This window comes from Streptomyces sp. NBC_00083 (assembly GCF_026343295.1).
In the GTDB taxonomy this organism is placed as follows: Bacteria; Actinomycetota; Actinomycetes; order Streptomycetales; family Streptomycetaceae; genus Streptomyces.
On the sequence record NZ_JAPELY010000003.1, the window covers coordinates 548,680 to 567,136 of the forward strand.

13 protein-coding genes are annotated in these 18,457 nt (G+C 72.4%); 7 read left to right on the forward strand and 6 right to left on the reverse strand.

What is annotated here, in order from left to right:
- Nucleotides 1–150: 150 nt before the first annotated feature.
- Both OOJ98_RS26330 and OOJ98_RS26335 read right to left on the reverse strand, forming a co-directional pair.
- Nucleotides 151–1,593, reverse strand: a complete 1,443-nt coding sequence (locus OOJ98_RS26330) for an aminopeptidase P family protein (RefSeq protein ID WP_267057511.1) — start codon at nucleotides 1,591–1,593, stop codon at nucleotides 151–153.
- 106 nt (nucleotides 1,594–1,699) lie between these two features.
- Entirely contained in the window at nucleotides 1,700–3,136 is a 1,437-nt protein-coding gene (locus OOJ98_RS26335) for an aminopeptidase P family protein (protein ID WP_267057512.1), read from the reverse strand.
- 591 nt (nucleotides 3,137–3,727) lie between these two features.
- Between OOJ98_RS26335 and rph the strand changes: the two genes are divergently transcribed.
- Nucleotides 3,728–6,355 carry a rifamycin-inactivating phosphotransferase gene (gene rph, locus OOJ98_RS26340; RefSeq protein WP_267057513.1) on the forward strand — a complete coding sequence of 876 codons (2,628 nt, stop codon included), beginning with the start codon at nucleotides 3,728–3,730 and terminating at the stop codon, nucleotides 6,353–6,355.
- A gap of 17 nt (nucleotides 6,356–6,372) precedes the next feature.
- Here rph and OOJ98_RS26345 read toward each other — a convergent pair whose 3' ends face one another.
- Nucleotides 6,373–7,014, reverse strand: coding sequence for a TetR/AcrR family transcriptional regulator (locus OOJ98_RS26345; RefSeq protein ID WP_267057514.1), 642 nt, complete (start codon nucleotides 7,012–7,014; stop codon nucleotides 6,373–6,375).
- 172 nt (nucleotides 7,015–7,186) lie between these two features.
- On the opposite strand from OOJ98_RS26345, the gene OOJ98_RS26350 reads away from it, so the two are divergent.
- Nucleotides 7,187–7,936, forward strand: a complete 750-nt coding sequence (locus OOJ98_RS26350) for an SDR family oxidoreductase (RefSeq protein WP_267057515.1) — start codon at nucleotides 7,187–7,189, stop codon at nucleotides 7,934–7,936.
- 54 nt (nucleotides 7,937–7,990) lie between these two features.
- Here the strand turns inward: OOJ98_RS26350 and OOJ98_RS26355 are convergent, their stop codons facing one another.
- The 3 genes from OOJ98_RS26355 to OOJ98_RS26365 form a co-directional block, all read right to left on the reverse strand.
- Nucleotides 7,991–9,868, reverse strand: coding sequence for an ABC transporter ATP-binding protein (locus tag OOJ98_RS26355; RefSeq protein WP_267058252.1), 1,878 nt, complete (start codon nucleotides 9,866–9,868; stop codon nucleotides 7,991–7,993).
- Nucleotides 9,869–10,017: 149 nt separating this feature from the next.
- Nucleotides 10,018–10,545 (reverse strand): NUDIX domain-containing protein, encoded by a 528-nt coding sequence (locus OOJ98_RS26360; RefSeq protein ID WP_267057516.1) that lies wholly within the window; start codon nucleotides 10,543–10,545, stop codon nucleotides 10,018–10,020.
- Nucleotides 10,542–10,985: an NUDIX domain-containing protein gene (locus OOJ98_RS26365; RefSeq protein WP_267057517.1), complete on the reverse strand. Its 444-nt coding sequence runs from the start codon at nucleotides 10,983–10,985 to the stop codon at nucleotides 10,542–10,544. The genes OOJ98_RS26360 and OOJ98_RS26365 overlap by 4 nt, the downstream gene beginning before the upstream one ends.
- 1,138 nt (nucleotides 10,986–12,123) lie before the next feature.
- Between OOJ98_RS26365 and OOJ98_RS34855 the strand changes: the two genes are divergently transcribed.
- The 5 genes from OOJ98_RS34855 (at nucleotide 12,124) to OOJ98_RS26390 (ending at nucleotide 18,407) form a co-directional block, all read left to right on the forward strand.
- Complete coding sequence (locus OOJ98_RS34855; protein WP_323177937.1) at nucleotides 12,124–12,375, forward strand: hypothetical protein; 252 nt, start codon at nucleotides 12,124–12,126, stop codon at nucleotides 12,373–12,375.
- Between the two features lie 870 nt (nucleotides 12,376–13,245).
- The gene (locus OOJ98_RS26375; RefSeq protein ID WP_267057519.1) at nucleotides 13,246–15,867 is read left to right on the forward strand and encodes a TIM-barrel domain-containing protein; all 2,622 of its coding nucleotides are present in this window, start codon (nucleotides 13,246–13,248) and stop codon (nucleotides 15,865–15,867) included.
- A 164-nt stretch (nucleotides 15,868–16,031) separates the two neighbouring features.
- Nucleotides 16,032–17,021 carry an MDR family oxidoreductase gene (locus OOJ98_RS26380; protein ID WP_267057520.1) on the forward strand — a complete coding sequence of 330 codons (990 nt, stop codon included), beginning with the start codon at nucleotides 16,032–16,034 and terminating at the stop codon, nucleotides 17,019–17,021.
- 267 nt (nucleotides 17,022–17,288) lie between these two features.
- Nucleotides 17,289–17,855, forward strand: coding sequence for a VOC family protein (locus OOJ98_RS26385; RefSeq protein ID WP_267057521.1), 567 nt, complete (start codon nucleotides 17,289–17,291; stop codon nucleotides 17,853–17,855).
- 198 nt (nucleotides 17,856–18,053) lie between these two features.
- On the forward strand, nucleotides 18,054–18,407 hold the full coding sequence (locus OOJ98_RS26390; RefSeq protein ID WP_267057522.1) for a hypothetical protein: 354 nt from the start codon (nucleotides 18,054–18,056) through the stop codon (nucleotides 18,405–18,407).
- Nucleotides 18,408–18,457 lie beyond the last annotated feature (50 nt).

The following is an 18,457-nucleotide window of genomic DNA, read 5'->3' on the forward strand; positions in this document are numbered from 1 at the left end:
GCCGTCCCGCCCCACCGGTCCGCGTCGTCCGCGGTCAGCAGCAGCCGCTCCCCGCCCCCGGGCCTGGAGGCAGGACAGGACCGTGCCGCCACCGCGCCGGCCTTCCGCAGCTGTCCGCGGACCTGCTCGACCAGGGGGCGGGGTGCGCTCTCACCGCAACGCGCCCATCCAGGCCTCGATCTCGTCGGCGCCGCGCGGCAGGCCCGCCGACAGGCGTGCGGCGCCGTCGGACGTGATGAGGAAGTCGTCCTCGATGCGCACGCCGATCCCCCGCAGTTCCTGAGGGATCGTCAAGTCGTCGGCCTGGAAGTACAGTCCGGGCTCGACGGTGAGCACATGGCCCTCCTGGAGCACGCCCCGGGCGTACGTCTCGCTGCGGGCCGCGGCGCAGTCGTGGCAGTCGAGGCCGAGCATGTGCCCCGTGCCGCAGACGGTGTACCTGCGGTACAGGGCGGGTTCGTGCGCGACCTTGTCGCCGCCCGGCCGCAGCCCCCAGGCGTCCAGCCCTTCCGTGATGACCCGCGTCGCCGCGTCGTGGAACGCGCCGTACGGCGCGCCGGGCCGCAGCGCGGCGATGCCCGCCGACTGCGCGGCGAACACCAGGTCGTACACGCGGCGTTGGACGTCGGTGAAGCGCCCGCCGACGGGCAGGGTCCGGGTGACGTCGCCGGTGTAGAACGAGTCGGCCTCGACGCCCGCGTCGAGGAGCAGCAGCTCGCCCTCGCGCACCGGACCGTCGTTGTGCATCCAGTGCAGGACGCACGCGTGCGCGCCGGCAGCCGCGATCGTCTCGAACCCCAGGCCGTAACCCTCCATCCGGGCGCGGCGGTTGAAGGTTCCCTCGACCCAGCGCTCGCCCCGGGCGACCCGCGTGGCGTACGGCAGCTCGGCGGCCACGTCGTGGAAGCCGGCCACCGTGTGTCCCACGGCCGCGCGCAGCTGCTCGATCTCCCACTCGTCCTTGACGAGCCGTGACTCCGACAGGAAGGCGAGCAGTTCGGAGTCGGCGCGCGCGGACGGCGCCACCAGGGCGTCGACCACCGGGTCCTCGCCCCGCACGGCCCGCGTCGGCACATCGGAGCCGAGCGCCTGCTCCAGGCGGTCGCGGGAGACCGCCTCGATGCCGAGGGCGCCCGCGGTCTCGGTGAGCGTACGGCGCCGGCCGACCCAGAACTCTCCGTGCCGTCGGTCGCTGTACAGCTCCGCGCCGCGCGGACCGGCGTCGCGCGCCGACCGAGGCCGGGTGAAGAGGGTGACCTCGTGGCCGTGTCCGGTGGGCTCGAAGACCAGCACACTGTCCGGCACCGCGGACGTACCCTGCTCGGCGGTGAGGTGGATGTACGCGGAGTGCGGCCGGAACGCGTAGTCGAAGTCGTTGCTGCGGGTCTTGATGCCGCCCGACGGAATGACGATCCGCTCGCCGGGGAACCGCTCGGAGAGCGCGGCGCGCCGCTTCGCCGCCCAGGCCGCCCCCGGCAGGGGCCGCGACGGCAGGGCGCTCTCGGCCCATCCGTGCCGGAAGACCTCCGCCACCGCGTCCGGCACCTGATGATCGTGGCTGCGCAATCCGCGCGTACCGTCCCGCTGTTCCATCGCTCACGTCCCCTCGTGTGGTGGTCCGTTCTCGGCAGAGAACGCGACAGGTCCGGCCGCGGCCCGGCGCCGACCCGTCGACGGGGCCGGACCGCGGCGGGCGTGCTCAGCCCCGCAGCCGCGCCATCCATGCCTCCACGTCGTCGGCGGAGCGCGGGAGGTCCGCGGAGAGGTTCTCGTTGCCGTCCTCGGTGACCAGGATGTCGTCCTCGATGCGGACGCCGATGCCGCGGAACTCCTCGGGCACGGTCAGGTCGTCCGACTGGAAGTACAGGCCCGGTTCGACGGTGAGCACCATGCCCGCCTCCAGGGTGCCCTCCACGTACAGCTCGGTGCGGGCCTTGGCGCAGTCGTGGACGTCGAGGCCGATCATGTGGCCGGTGCCGGCCAGGGTCCAGCGCCGGAAGAGCCCGAGCTCGTACGCCTCGTCGACCGACCGGCCGCCGAACAGGCCCCAGGAGGCGAGGTGTTCGGTGAGCACGCGCTGGGCGGCGTGGTGGAAGTCCCGGTACTTGGCGCCCGGCTTGACGGCGGCGATGCCGGCCGACTGCGCCGCGTACACCGCGTCGTACACCCGTCGCTGCACCGGGGTGAAGCGGCCGTCGACGGGCAGGGTGCGGGTGACGTCGGCGGTGTAGAGGTTGCGGCTCTCGACGCCGGCGTCGAGCAGCAGCAGGTCGCCGGGGCGGGTCGCACCGTCGTTGCGGACCCAGTGCAGCGTCGTGGCGTGCGGGCCGGCCGCACAGACCGACGCGTAGCCCACGTCGTTGCCCTCGATCCGCGCGCGCATCCAGAACGTGCCCTCGATGGCCCGCTCCAGGGTCGGCGTGTCCGTGCCGAGGATCCCCACGACGTCCTCGAAGCCGCGGGCCGTGGCCCGGCAGGCGTGGCGCAGGTCGGCGATCTCGAACTCGTCCTTGATCAGGCGCAGTTCGGCCAGGGCGGCGCGGAACTCGATGTCCCGCTCGGCGGTCACCTTGTCGGCGAGGGCGGCGTCGGTCCCGGCGTCGTACCCGCGCAGCAGCCGGATCGGTCCGCGGGCCTCGGCGAGCCGCTCGGTGAGCGTGCGGACGTCGCGGCAGGGCAGGCCGAGGAGCTGCTCGTTCTCGGTGAGGCTGTTGCGGCGGCCGTCCCAGAGTTCTCCGTGGTAGTCGAGCCAGAACTCGCCGGACTCGCGGTCGGAGCGGGGGAGGAGATGGGCGACGGCCCGGTGCCCCCCGGCGGCCCGGGGTTCGAGGACGAGGACGGCGCCCTGTGACTGATCACCCGTCAGATACACGTACTCCGACGAGGGGCGGAACGGGTAGTTCGTGTCGTTGGAGCGGACCTTGGGGTTGCCGGCCGGGATCACGAGCAGCTCGCCGGGGAACAGGGCGGACAGCGCCGTCCGGCGACGGGCGGTGTGCGCGGCCTGCTCGATGGGCTCCAGGTGGCGGCGCTCGGTGTCGGCCCAGCCTTCCTTCATGTTCTCGGTGAGCTCCGTGCTCACGCCCCCGTACAGGCCGTTCTTCCGGGTCTTGTTCTCGTCTGTCTCGTCCGTCACAGCAGCCTCCTGAAGCGAATGCGTCACTCAAGTTCCCGTCGACCGTCAGCGGCCGGCACCTCGCCGGATCCGGTGGGCGCGACCGTTCGGAAAAGATCTCGAAGCCCGGTCGTCGGCGCGGACCGGGCGGGGCTCGGCGCGGACCGAACGGCGCCGCCGGGCCGCTCAACTCCCCCATCGGCACGGCTCCTTGTCGCGAACGGCACTCTCGCAGAACCTCTCCGCTCCCACGTCGTACAGATGTATGAAAGGTCGGAGGCGGTTTTGCGTCATCTGTCGATGGGCGTGCGGGGAGGTGGGCCGACGGGCGGCGTGCGGTCGCGGGCGGCGGCTGTCGGATGGCCGCACGACAAAGGCAGGGAGATGTCTCTCCCTGCCTCTCTCAACGTATAGCGCACAGGGGGGCTTGCCACAAGGCCCCGGTGGCGTCGCACAATCGTCGGCCTACCGCCACCACCTGCGCGAACGCGGACGTGGCAGGTGCGTGTCACTGTCGGGGGACCGATGGTGCGGTCACGTCGAATCAGTCGGATCACCCGGCCCGGCCGGACAGAACCACAACGGGGCACGGCGCCCCTCGGAGGTATCGCTTTGACTGCGCAGTACGTGCTGGATCTTCAGCAGACGGACGCGACACAGGCCGCCGTCGTCGGCGGCAAGGGCGCGCACCTGGGCGAGCTGTCGCGGATCGACGGCGTCGACGTGCCGGCCGGCTTCTGTGTGACCACGGACGCCTTCCGCCGGGTCGTGGCGGGCACACCGTCGGTCGAGGCCCTGCTCGGCCGGCTGTCGGACGTGGACCCGGACGACCGCGAGGCGCTCGGCGCGCTCGGCGCGGAGCTCCGCAGGACCGTGGAAGGGATCGCCGTTCCGGACGACATCGCGGCGGAGATCACCCGTGCGCTCGCCCGGCACGGTGAGCGGGCCGCCTACGCCGTCCGGTCGAGCGCCACGGCGGAGGATCTGCCGACCGCCTCCTTCGCCGGTCAGCAGGACACCTACCTCAACGTGGTGGGGCCGGGCGCGGTCCTGGAGCACATCGGCCGGTGCTGGGCCTCGCTCTTCACCGACCGGGCCGTGATCTACCGCCGGCGCAACGGCATCGACCACCGCGCGGTGCACATGGCCGTGGTCGTGCAGCGCATGGTCCTCCCGCAGGCGTCGGGCGTCCTGTTCACCGCCGACCCCGTCACCGGCAACCGCGAGGTCGCCACCGTGGACGCCGGCTTCGGCCTCGGCGAGGCGCTCGTCTCCGGCCTGGTGAACCCCGACGTCTTCAAGATCCGGGACGACGCCGTCGTCTCCCGGTCCCTCGCCGCCAAGCAGAGGGCCGTCGAGGCCCTGCCGGCCGGCGGCACGCGCGAGGTGGCCGTCGACGCCGGGCGGCAGGAGGAGCCGGCCCTGACGGACGCGCAGGCTCTGCGGCTCGTACGGCTCGGACGGCGGATCGAGGCGCACTTCGGGCGCCCGCAGGACATCGAGTGGTGCCTGGTCGACGACGGGTTCCACATCGTGCAGAGCCGGCCCGTCACCACACTGTTCCCGGTCCCTGAGAGCGGTGACGGGGAGAACCACGTCTACCTCTCCGTCGGCCATCAGCAGATGATGACCGACGCCATGCGGCCGCTGGGGCTTTCGGTGTGGAAGGCGACGGCCATGGCGACGATGTGCGAGGCGGGCGGCCGGCTGTTCGTCGACGCCACGCCGCGCCTGGCGTCGCCCGCGAGCCGCGCCGCGCTCCTGGACCTCGTCGGCAGGGGCGATCCGCTGACCAGGGACGCGCTGGAGACCGTCCTGGCGCGTGACGGATTCGTCCGGTCCCGCCCGGACGCGGACCCGGGCGGCCCGGCAGCCGGGCGTCCGTCCCGCGGAGGGACGCCCGCCACCGGACCCGCTGCCCCGATCGAGACCGACCCGGCCGTCGTCACCGAGCTGATCGGACGCAGCGAGGCGTTCCTCGCCACCCTGCGCGACGACATCCGGACGAAGACGGGACCGGCGCTGTTCGACTTCCTGACCGAGGCCTTCGCGGAGCACAAGCGGGTCCTGAGCGACCCGCTGAGCATGCAGGTGATCATGGCGGGGATGGAGGCCACCTGGTGGCTCAACGACAACCTGGAGGAGTGGCTGGGCGAGAAGAACGCGGCCGACACCCTCACGCTGTCCGCCCCCGACAACATCACCTCCGAGATGGGCCTCGCGCTGCTCGACGTCGCCGACGTGGTCCGTCCGCACCCCGAGGTCGTCGCGTTCCTGCGAGGTGTCGAGGACGACGGCTTCCTGGACGGGCTGGCGAAGCTCCCGGGCGGCATCGAGACGCGCGACGCGATCGTGGCCTACCTCGACCGGTACGGGATGCGCTGCGTCGGCGAGATCGACATCACGAGGCCGCGCTGGAGCGAGCGCCCCGCCGCCCTCGTACCCGTCATCCTGGACAACATCAGGATGTTCGAGGCGGGCGCGGCCGGGCGCCGCTTCGAGGAGGGCCGGCAGAGGGCGTGGCAGAAGGAACAGGACGTGCTGGCGCGCCTGCGGGCCCTGCCGGACGGGGACGCGAAGGCCGACGAGACCAAGCGGATGATCGACCGGGTCAGGACCTTCGTCGGTTACCGCGAATACCCCAAGTACGCCATCATCAGCCGGTACTTCGTCTACAAGCAGGCGCTCCTGAGGGAGGCCGGGCGGCTCGTGCGGGACGGTGTGCTGGCCGAGCGGGAGGACATCTACTACCTCACCCTCGGGGAACTCGACGCCGTCGCGCGCTCGAACCGGGCGGACCGCGCGCTGATCGAGGAGCGCAAGGACGCGTTCCGGTCGTACGAGGCGTTGACGCCGCCCCGGGTGCTCACCTCGGAGGGCGAGGCCCTCGACGGGGCGTACCGGCGTGACGACGCCCCGGCCGGTGCCCTCCTCGGCATCCCGGTCTCCACCGGCACGATCGAGGGGCGGGCCCGCGTCGTCCTCGACATGGCGGACGCCGACCTCGAAGCGGGCGACATCCTGGTCACCACGTTCACCGACCCCAGCTGGTCACCGCTGTTCGTCGGGATCGCGGGCCTGGTGACGGAGGTCGGCGGTGTGATGACGCACGGCGCGGTGATCGCCCGGGAGTACGGACTCCCGGCCGTCGTCGGCGTGGCCGGGGCCACCCGGCTGATCCGGGACGGCCGGCGGATCCGCGTGCACGGGACCGACGGGTACGTCGAGCTCCTGCCCTGACCGGACGGCCCGGGGGCCTAACTCCGCCCCGATGGGGTCGAGTCGGGAGCGGCCGGGGCCAGCCCCAGGAAGAGGTTGGCGATCAGCCGGTCGGCGAACTCCGTGGTCAGTGGCTGGGCCGGCATGAGCAGCCGGTGGTACGCGGCGCCCCACAGCTGGTCGACGATCGTCTCCAGGTCGACGCCCTCGCGGATCTGACCCGCCTGCCGTGCGCGTGTCAGCCGCTCGACGGCGAGCTCCCGGCGCTGGGTGACGTAGTGCGTGGAGAGCGCCTCGGCCAGGTCGGGGTCGCCCTGGGCGGCCCCGATGATCCCGGCGATGACCGGGCCGTTGCGGTTCAACAGCTCGACGAAGCTGTGCAGTTGCGTGGTCAGGTCGCGCCGGACGTCACCCGTGTCGGGAAACGCGAGGGTCTCCTTGAAGGTGTCGAAGTAGGCGTCGAAGGCGAGGGCGCCGGGGGAGGGCCACCACTTGTAGAGGGTCATCTTGCTGACCCCGGCCCGCGTCGCGACCTTGGAGAAGGTCAGCGCGTGGACCCCCTCGGCGAGCAGCAGCTCGGCCGCCGTGTCGAGCGTGGCCCGGCGGACGTCCTCCGCGCGGCGCCGGCCCCGGCCGGGCTTGAGCGCCCCGGGCTCCCTGTCGTCGTCCGTCCGCTCCACCGGGTCTCCTCCTCGCCGGGCTCGGCGATCTCGCTGGGCGTGCGGCGCGCCGCACCCGGCACCCACGGACGCCGACCGCCATCATATGGACGGTCGAGCCATATGTATATGGACTACTCGTCCACTTCTTGCTAATGTACTCATCGTCCACAAAACGATGAGGGAGGTCACCATGACCACCGCCCAGCACTCCACCAGCCGCGTGGCGCTCGTGATCGGGGGCTCCGGCGGGATCGGCGGCGCGGTCGCGCACGCGCTGGCCGCCGACGGCATGGCCGTGGTCGTGCACTATTCCGGCCGGGCCGAGCGCGCGGAGGAGGTCGTCGCGTCGATCCGGAAGGAGGGCGGGGCGGCCGTGGCCCTCTCCGGAGACGTGGCCGACGAGTCGGCGATGACCGCCCTGTTCGACGCCGCCGAGGAGCGCTTCGGCGGCGTCGACGTGGTGGTGAACACCGCCGGGATCATGCTGCTGGCCCCGCTCGCCGACATGGACCTCGACGCGTTCGACCGGATGCACCGGGTCAATGTGCGCGGCACGTTCCTCGTGTCCCAGCTCGCGGCCCGCCGGCTGCGCCCCGGCGGCGCGCTCGTGAACTTCTCCACCTCCGTCACCCGGCTCCAGCAGCCCACGTACGCCGCCTATGCGGCCACCAAGGGCGCGGTCGAGGCGATGACCCTGATCCTCGCCCGCGAACTGCGCGGCCGGGACATCACCGTCAACGCCGTGGCACCCGGGCCGACCGCCACGCCGCTCTTCCTGGACGGCAAGAGCCCCGGGCTGATCGAGCGGATCGCCGGGCTCTCGCCGCTCGACCGGCTCGGCACACCCGAGGACATCGCGGGCGCCGTGGCGTTCCTCGCCGGCCCCGGTGGCCGCTGGGTCAACGGCCAGGTCCTCTTTGCCAACGGCGGCGCCGCCTGACCGGCCGGGGTCCGTGCCGGACCCCGGAGCGGCCTGCGGCGCCGCCGCTCCGGGTCACGCCGGGCTCGCCCCTTCCGTCGACGCGGAGCCGGTGGCCTGGCGCGGCAGCCCCGCCGTCCCGGTCGGCCGGTACTGCGCGGCCTGAAGCTCGTACAGGCTCCGGAACACCCCCGGCGCCTCGTCGGACAGCAGCTCGGTGAAGGTGCCGCTCTCCACGACCCGGCCCCGGTCGAGTACGTGAATGAGGTCGGCGGTGCGGACGGAGCCGAGCCGGTGCGTGATCAGGATGACCGTCTGCCCGTCGTCGGCGAGGCTGCGGAACCGGTCGAAGAGCTTCTGCTCGGCCTTGGCGTCCAGGGCGGACGTCGGCTCGTCCACGATGAGGATCTCCCCGCCCCGGTAGTGGGCACGGCCGATGCCGAGCCGTTGCCATTCGCCGCCGGACGGATTGTGGCCGTCCTTGTAGCCGCGGGCGAGCAGCGTGTTCCACCCGTTGGGCAGCTCGGCCACGAGGTTCTCCGCCCCGGCGTAGTGGGCGGCGCGGTCACGCCGTGCGGTGCTCGGCGGGATGTCGCTGCGCCCGATGCAGACGTTCACCTCGGCGGTGAACGGCCAGCGGTAGAAGTCCTGGCCGACCATCGCGATGCGCGAGACCAGCTCCTGCCGGTCGGCGGTGCGGGTGTCGACGTCGTCCCACAGGACGCGGCCCTCGTCCGGCTGGTAGAGCCCGGCGAGCAGCTTCACGAGGGTGGATTTGCCGGAACCGTTCTCGCCGCACAGGGCGACGATCTTGCCGGTGGGGATGGTGAGGTCGACGCCGTCGAGTGCCCGCTTGGCCTCCTTCGGTGAGTCGGACTCCTTGCCCGGATAGGTGAACACCACCTTCTCGAACCGGATCTCCCGCGGCTGCAGGGGAAGCGCCTGCCCGCCGATGGGGATCGCACGGACGGCCGCCTCCGCGCACAGCTCGTGGAGGTCGGCCACGAACAGGGACTCCTCGTGGCAGTAGTTGATCTGCAGGACGAGGTTGGACAGGCTGGCCGACCCGGCGCGGATCGCGAGGATCGCGGTGCCGCCGACGGACAGCGCCATCGCCCCGCTCCACAACAGCCCGCCCAGAGTGGCGTACGCGGCCGCCGTGGCCAGCCCCGTCCAGCCCGCCGCGACCAGACCGGTGCGCGCGGCGAGGCCGGCGAGCCTGCGCTGCTCGGCCTCCTGGGCCATCGACATCTGCCGGAAGTGGTGCAGCAGAAACGGCCCCACGTCATGCACCCGGATCTCGGCGGCGGCCTCCGTCGACATCAGCAGACGGCTGATCAGCTGACCGGCCCGCGCATGCTGCACCCAGATCTGGAACGAGGCGTAGCGGCGGCGCGCCACCGTCAGGGCCGCCCAGGAACTCGGCACGGTCATCGCGATCAGCAGCACGATCAGCAGCGGATGCAGGACCGCGAGCACCCCCGCCGCGGCGACGAGCGACAGCAGGCCGCTGACGATGTTCTGTACGAACTTGACCAGGCGCCGTGCGGATCCGGCGCCGTAGGACGCGCTGTCGAGGAGCCGGTGGAAGTCGTCGTCCTCGATGGCCGCCAGCTCCACGGCGGCGGTGTGCGTGAGGTACTGCTCGGTCGCCACCCGCTCGACCTTCGGCTCCAGGCGTCCCGTCCCCGCGGTCGACAGCGCGTGCAGCACCGCGCCGACGCCCGCCGTGGCCGCGGACATGACGATCGCCCCGCTCGCCGCGGCGAGCCGCTGGGCGGTGGTGCCGCCGGCGAGGAGGTGCGACAGGGCCTGGTTGACGGCGATCAGGCCGACGGCCTGGCAGATGCCCCGGCCGATCTCCGCGCCGGTGACCAGGCGCAGCGCCTGGCGGTCGGCCTGCCACGCCAGCTTCACGGTGAGGGCGATCAGCCGGGGCAGGCGCGACAGCATGGCCCGCAGGTTCAGTTCGAGGAACGCGTCGTCGTGCTTGTTCCAGCCGATGTCGTAGCGGAGCGAGCCGCCGAACAGGGCTTCCTCGGAGGCGGACGTGGGCGTGGCGGGCGTCGGCCGGGCCGCCTTCCGCTGCTTCCGGGTGAGCTTCACCGGCGGACACCCCCGGCGGCGGCACGGGCGGCGGGCAGCTCTTCCAGGTACGCGGGCGCGGGCTCGTGTCCCGCCGCGGCGCGGATCGCCGCGCGCAGCAGGCGGCCGTTGGCCGCGTCCATCGCGCCGGGGGCCTCGGCCGGGTCCCACCAGTCCCATCCGAGCAACTCGCCTTGTGGCGTACGGATGTTGAGGTGGTCGTCGGAGGCGATGGTGGCGGCAAAGACGAACAGGTGGCAGGGGCAGGGGTTGTACGCGTAGGCGCCGTGCCGGCCGGCGGCCAGCCACTGCACCACCAGGAGCCGCCCCGCGGCGACCCGTACGCCGGTCTCCTCGCGGCCCTCGCGCTCGCAGCACGCGCGTGGCGTCTCGCCGCCGTACGGTCCGTCGTCGGCCTTGCCTCCGGGCATGACCCAGCGCCGGGTGCCGGCGTGGTGGACGAGCAGGACGCGGCCGTCGTCGCGCCGGATGAAGGCCGCCGCCGCCGAACCGGCCATGGCGCGTGCCGGGCTTGCCGCACTCATGCGCCCCACCCCATGGCGGCGAAGGGGCGGTTCGCGGCGATGGCCGTCAGGGCGACGGCGGTGTAGTCGACGAGCGGCGTGGGCAGCGCCGCGTAGGGGTGCCATTCCAGGGCGGTGTGCCGGTCGGGCTCGCAGATCCTGGGGGTTCCGCGGTAGGCCAGGACGTGGAAGAACAGCTGCATGCGGGGGGTGCCGGCGGCGGCACCGCGGTGGTGGAGCACATGGACGAGCCGGAGGTCCTGGGGCTCGATGGTCACGCCGAGTTCCTCGCGCGACTCCCGGACGGCGCACGCGGTGGCCGACTCGGCCTCCAGATGCCCGGCCGGGACGTGCCAGGTGGCGGGCGCGAACGCGGCGTCCGGGGCGCGCCGTTGGAGGAGCACCCGTCCAAGATGCTCGAACACGAGATGTACGCCGACGATGTTGGGCTGGGTTCGCACGAGGGCTCCTCCGATGGCATCAGTACGGACAGGTGCTCGGAAAACTCGCGGGGCGGGTCATGCGTAACGGTGAGGGGCGGGCGAATCCTCGCTCAAACGTTCCAGGCGGCTTCGCGGGGCCGCGTTGGTGGGCCGGAGCGTCGTGATCTTGCGTTCGATCCACCCCTGGGGGTGCGGTCACCCGAATCGGTGATTGTCTTTCCTTGATCACCAGGGGACTTGAGGGTTCGGCGCCGGGTGACCGGGCCCTCTGGAAAGGGTGGCAGGGTGCGGCCGTCGAGGAGACGCGGACCACGACGTTCGTGCCCGGCGCGGGCGGCGCGTCCCCCGCGCACCGGCCCTGCTCGCGCGCCCGGGACGAGGGGGTCGTGTGAGGGACGCGTCGCTGTCGGCGGCGGGGTGGAACGCGGCCGGGGGAGAGCGATTACGATCCGGCCTCATGAGCACCTCGGATCAGGAACAAGTGGCGGACACGGCCCCGCGGATGCCGGCGGCGTCCCCGGCGAAGGCCCCGGCGATACCGAACGGGCCCACCCCGAAGGGGCCTTCGCCGACGGAGCCCGCGAACCCGCCCCAGGATCCGACCGCGACGCCGCGGGGGGAGGCGCCGGGGGTCGGTGACGCTGCCGGGGCGGCGGGGCGGGGTGGCGCTATGGAGGCGGCGATGCCGGGTGGCGCGGGCGAGGCTGCGAGGCGGGGTGACGTTGCCGAGGCCGTGCAACGGGGTGATGTTGAGGGGGTCGCCGAGTCGGGTGGCGCCGGCGGGGCCGCGAACCCGGGAGGCGTTGCCGAGGCCGCGGGGCGGGGTGATGTTGCCGAGGCCGCGGGGCGAGGTGGCGCGGAGGGGGCGGAGAAGCCGGGGGGCGCCGGCGGGCCCGCGGAACGGGGTGACGTGGACGAGGCCCGCCGCACGGCTGAGCGCGCGAAGACACCCGGCTCCGCTGAGCCCGCCGAACATCAGAGCGCCACTGAACCGCGAAGCACCGCCGATGCCATGGAGGCCCCGAGGGCCGCTGCCTCCGCCGAGGTCCCGAGCCCGCCGCAACCGGCAGGGCCATCAACTCCCAACCCGGCCAGGGCAGTTCAAGAAACCCCCGACCTCCACTCCCTTGACGGCGAGGACACCGCTCGCGGTGGGATGGCGCCTCGGCAGGCACGCCTGGTACGCATGGTCGCCGCGGGTGTGCTCATGGCGGCGATGGGGGTGATCCTCGTCGTGCGCCTGGCCACCCGGTCCTCCGTGCTCGTCGTCGGTGTGTACGGGATCGCCCTCATCCTGTGCGGCGTGGTCATCGAGTTGAGCCGCAACGGGCGCACCCGCCTCGGGTCCTGGCTCCTCGTGCTGGGCCTGGCCGCGGCGTTCGGCATGGACTGGTTCGTGCTGCCGTGACCGCGCGGGGGTTGGCGTCGGTCCGGTGACCGCCCTGCGACCGCCCTGCGCGGCGTCGGCCCGACGGGGTGAGGATCGTTGCGTGGCCCCCTCCCGGGCGGGGATCGCCCGCATGGCGTGCCGCCGCGCGGGCGAGTACGTCCCCCCCCCCCGGGGCCGGGGCCGGCCTCCTACGCCGTCCAGGCGGCGGTGCGGAGGAGTTGGCACCTCGGGGCGCCCCCTCGTAGACGGGACCGGCCACCCCAGGCGGCCCCCGCAACCCATCGGCCGCTCCTGCCGGGTGCCGGGTCGGCCCCGGGCCCGGTGGCGCATCACGCCCGTGGCCCCGCCCAGTCGCCCGCGGCCCCGAGCCGCACCACCGCGGCCCCGCCACCTTCCCCGGCGCCCGGGGTTCCACCGCACCCGGGGTCCGGCCGAATTGCTCCCCCCGGCGTAGCCCCACACCACACCCGTAGTCCGGCCAAGTCGCCTGCCCCTCGTGGCCGCACCACACCTGTGGTCCTGCCAAGTCGCTGCCGCGCCCGGAGCCGCCACACACCCGCGATCCGACCAAGCGGCCCGCGCACCGGGGCCGCACCACACCCTCGCCCCCGGCGCGCGCACCAAGCCCCCGCCTCCGCCAACTCGCCCGCGTCGCAAGGCGGGCCGCGCGCCGCACGGCTTCTGCCGTACGCGATCTCCTCAACTCCGCTAGGCACACCCTCAGGCGTTGACATGTACCCGCCTCACGGTGAATCTTGATGCTCGAAACTCCACGGTTCCAAGCATGAACGCGCACGCCGCACCCCGCTGTTGCTCGGTACGAACGGAGAACGACCCTTGCGGACTCCCTGGCATCGCTTTCACCCGCCCCGACGACCCGCCCTCGCCGTGCTGTCGGCCCTCGCGATCGGTCTCACCGCGTTGACCGTTCCGGCGGCCGCCCGCGCCGACGCCGCCGCGCCGCCCGGCGGTGTCCTCGACAGCGGGAACAAGTCGCTCACCTGGCAGAGCCCCGTCTACGAGAAGGGCACCGTCGACTCGCCCGACAAGTGCCCGCCGCCCGCCCAGGACCCCGACGGCGCCGTCTGCGCGCGCTTCGACCTCACCGTGACGCCGCCGGCCGGTCAGTGGGACGACAATCCCGAGGGCGGTGTGCCCGTATCCGTCCAATGGGCCACCCCCACCGACGACTTCGACCTGTACGTCTACGACGACGCCGGCAAGCAGGTCGCCTCCAGCGCCGGCACCGCCGACCCCGAGGCGACCGTCATCCCGAAGGCCTCGGGGACGTACCACGTGGTCGTCGTCCCCTACGACGTGCACCACAACTCGTTCACCGGCACCGCCTACCTGCCGGAGCCGACCGATGCCGGTAACCTCACCTCCTTCACCGGCAAGGACGGCACGTACGACATCGCCGCGGGCGCCCTCAAGGCCCGCGTGGACTTCCTCGCCGACGACACCCTGCGGCTGCGCGCCGCGCCGGACGGCACCTTCACCGACCCGCCCGGCAGCCACATGATCCAGACCCCGCCGAAGCCGCAGAAGAACACCAACTCCTTCGACGCGGGCGCCTATTACGGCATCCACAGCAAGGACGTCGTGCTGCGCGTCTACAAGAAGCCGCTGCGCTTCGCGCTCTACAAGGGCGACAACAGAACCGTCATCTGGTCGGAGGCCGACCCCCTGCGCTGGACCTCCGGCGGCATGCGCCAGAGCCTGACCCGCGGAGCCGACGAGCAGTTCTTCGGCGGTGGCGAGCAGAACGGCAGCTTCTCCCACCGCGACCAGGTCATGAACGTCGGCAACAACACCAACTGGAACGAGGGCGGCTGGAACAACTCCCAGCCCTTCTACATCTCCTCCGCCGGATACGGAGTGTTCCGCAACACCTTCACGCCCGGCGTCTACGACTTCGGCCCGCGCGTGCGTACCGGACAGCAGGAACGACGCCTGGACGCCTACTACTTCACCGGGGACGTCAAGAGCGTCATCGGCGCGTACACCTCCCTCGTGGGCAAGCCGTTCATGCCGCCGGTGTACGGGCTCGAACCCGGCGACTCCGACTGCTACCTGCACAACGCGAACAGGGGCGAACGCCACACCCTGGACGCGCTCAAGGTGGCGGACGGCTACACCCAGAACCAGATGCCGCTCGGCTGGATGCTCGTCAACGACGGCTACGGCTGCGGCTACGAGAACCTCGCCGAGACCGGCAAAGGCCTCCAGGACCACAACGCCCAGCTGGGGCTCTGGACCCAGGACGGTCTCGACAAGCTCGCCGACCAGGTCAAGGCCGGCCAGCGGGTCGCGAAGCTCGACGTCGCCTGGGTCGGCAACGGCTACGGCTTCGCCCTGAACGCCTGCGACCAGGCGAAGGCCGGCATCGAGGACAACAGCGACGCCCGCGGCTTCGTCTGGCTGCCCGTCTCCTGGGCCGGCGCCCAGCGCTGCGGCGTCCTGTGGAGCGGCGACCAGAAGCTCAGCTGGGACTACCTGCGCTGGCAGATCCCCACGTACGCGGGCGCCACGCTCTCCGGCATCGCGTACAACACGGGCGACGTCGGGAGCATTTTCGGCCACGACCCGAAGATGTACACCCGTGACCTGCAGTGGAAGGCGTTCCTGCCCGCCATCATGACGATGGACGGCTGGGCCAAGGACCTCACCACCGGCAAGGCCGCCGATCAGCAGCCCTGGCTCGACGGGGAACCGTACGCCTCCATCAACCGCAAGTACCTCCAGCTGAAGGAGCGGCTCATCCCGTACATGTACGGGCTCTCCAAGGACGCCGCCACGACCGGCGTCGGCGCGGTCCGCCCGCTCTCCCTGGAGTACCCGGACGACCCCGCCACCCTGGGCGCGAACGCCAAGTACGAGTTCCTCGCCGGTCCCGACTTCCTGGTCGCGCCCGTCTACAGCGACACGAGCGTCCGTGACGGGATCTACCTGCCCAAGGGCACCTGGACCGACTACTGGACGGGCAAGACCTACCAGGGTCCGACGACCATCGACCACTACGCCGCCCCGCTCGACACCCTTCCGCTCTTCGTGAAGGGCGGCTCGATCGTCCCGATGTGGCCCAAGGGCACCACGTCCTGGCAGACCCGGGACAAGGGCGAGCTGGACTACGACATCTACCCGCGGCCCGGCAGCTCCTCCTACACGCTGTACGAGGACGACGGCGTCACCCGGCAGTTCACCAAGGGCGCATCGGCCACCCAGCGGGTCCAGGTCACCTCGGCGGGCCGCGCCTCGGTCATCAACGTCGGTGCCAGTGTGGGCGGTTACCAGGGGAAGCCGGTCGCCCGCTCCTACCGCTTCACCGTCCACGGCAAGGCGGCCCCCGGGGTCGTCGCGCTCGGCGGGAAGCGGCTGCAGCGGTACGGTTCCGCGGCGCAGCTCGCCGCGGCGGGCTCGGGGTGGTACGTCGACCCCGCGACCGGGGTGACGGAGGTCAAAACGCCGTCGCAGCCGACCGGCCGCGCCTTCTCCGTCCAGATCGCGTGAGCGGGACCTGACGGCCCCGGCGTCCCGCCCGACGTTCTGACGCCACCAGGTCGGGGGCCGTACCGTGAGCCGTCCGGTGCGGCCCCTCCGCAGGCGCGCGACGCGGGCCGGGGCAGGATGGGTGCACAGCTGAACAGGCACCCGACTGCCAGGAGAGCGATCCGATGTCATTCCGCGCCATCCGTGTGAGCAAGGACGACGAGCGTGGCCACCACGCCGAGACCGTCACCCTGGAGGAGAACGACCTCCACGAGGGCGATGTGACCGTCGCCGTGGACTACTCGACCGTCAACTACAAGGACGGCCTCGCGCTCGCCCACGGCAAGGGCATCGTGCGGACGTATCCGCTGGTGCCCGGCATCGACTTCGCGGGCACCGTCGAGTCGTCGCGCCACGCCTCGTTCGCCCCCGGCGACAAGGTGGTGCTCAACGGCTTCGGTGTCGGCGAAGGCCACGACGGCGGCTTCGCGCAGAAGGCCCGGGTCAGCGGCGACTGGCTGGTGCCGCTGCCCGCCGGGCTCACCACGCGGCAGGCCGCCGCGATCGGCACCGCCGGATACACGGCGATGCTCAGCGTGCTCGCCCTGGAGGACGCCGGCCTCACCCCGGACAGCGGCGACGTGCTCGTGACCGGCGCCGCGGGCGGTGTCGGCTCGGTCGCCGTGACGTTGCTCGCGGGGCTCGGATACCGGGTGCTCGCCTCCACCGGGCGGCCCGCCGAGGCCGGCTATCTGCGTGACCTCGGCGCCGCCGAGATCATCGACCGGGCCGAACTGTCCGCGCCCGGCCGCCCGCTCGGCAAGGAACGCTGGGCCGGAGCGGTCGACTCGGTCGGCAGCCACACCCTCGTCAACGTCCTCGCGGGCACCCGCTACGGCGGCACCGTCACGAGCTGCGGCCTCGCCCAGGGCATCGACCTGCCGGGCACCGTGATCCCGTTCATCCTGCGCGCGGTGACCCTGGTCGGCATCGACTCGGTACAGGCCCCGATGGCCCGCCGGATCAGGGCGTACGAGCGGCTCGTCCACGACCTCGACACGGCACGCCTCGAAGCGATGACCACGGTCGTCGGCCTCGACGAGGTACCCGGCGTCGGAGAGCGCATCCTCGCCGGCCAGGTCCGGGGGCGCACGGTGGTGGACGTCAACGCCTGAGGGTGGGAACGGGGGCGGGGGCGGCGGCCGGTGCGGATCGGGCTGGGGCCGCCCGTGCCAATCCCCGCGCCCCTGAGCCGCTGCTTGCTGCCGGCCGGCATGGGCCGCCTCGGCCTGTCCGGCGGTCGCGGGCGGGATCCCGGGCCAAACATGGCCCAAATTGATTTAACGTTCAACCGGATCTGGCCGCATGCTGGTCGGGGCGGTGGCGGACAGCACTTCGGTGTCCGTCCCAACGCCTCACCTACGTACGGGAGATGACTCGACATGACGCAGACCCAGACGCAGCCCCGGTCCCAGACGCAGGCTCAGGCCCTGCCCCTCCGTCTTCATCACCACGCCTGGATCACCGACGACCAGGAAGCCAACCGGCGTTTCTACGAGGACGTGATCGGCCTCCCCCTGGTGGCCACGTGGACCGAGCGCGAGGTGATGGCCGGCGTCGAGCGCGCCTACAGCCACGCCCTCTACGGCTTGGCCGACGGCAGCGCGCTCGCCTTCTTCCAGTTCGCGGACCCCGAGGACCAGGAGGAATTCAGGACCGGCATCAACACAACTCCCTTGCGGCACATAGCCTTCAAGGTCGAGGCCGACGCGCAGGACGCCCTGCACGAGCGCGTCGTCGCGGCCGGCTCCGCGGACGCGAACCCCCATGTGATCGACCACGGCTTCTGCGTCTCGCTCTACGTCACGGACCCCAACGGGCTGATCCTGGAGTTCGTCGTCGACCACCCCGACGTGGAGAAGATCGACGCCGAGCAGCGCGTCACCGCCCGCGCCGACCTCGCCCGCTGGCTCGCCGGTGACCACACCACCAACAACCGCTGGCGCTGACCGCCACCCCCTCGGCGCCGCCCCGCCCCGCCCTCCCGCGGACCGGGCGCGGCCCGCCGTGGCGGATAGCCCTGACGGGTGAGAGCGAATCCTTTCGGCACGGTTCGCGGGGGTGGCTCGGGCTCGGGCCAGGTAGGCATCGGGCGATCCATCCCGCACCGTCGCTCGCTCCGGCGGGCATCTCCGGAAGAGAACCCCATGCGCCTTCGTCATGCTCTCGTCTCGGCCTGCGGCGCCCTCGCGCTGATCGCCGCCCTCGGTACGCCCGCCCACGCGGCCACCGGGCACTTCGACTACAAGTACATCGGTCTGAACGGGCACCAGCGTTCGGGCACCCTCACCGACCCGGAGGACATCGTCTGCATCACGATTCCGGAGGTCGCCGACCCGGATTCCTCCCACCCGGCATTCGCCCCGCACAATCGGACCGACATGTACGCCATGGTGTACACGGGGGAGGACTGCACGGGCGACTCCTGGACGCTGAAGCCGCACGGCAGGCCCGCGACCGACCGTCTTGAGCTGCGCTCCGTCGCGTTCTTCACCAAGTAGGCACGGCAGCAGGCACGGCGCGGGCCGGTCCGCGGAAGCCTCCGTCCAGG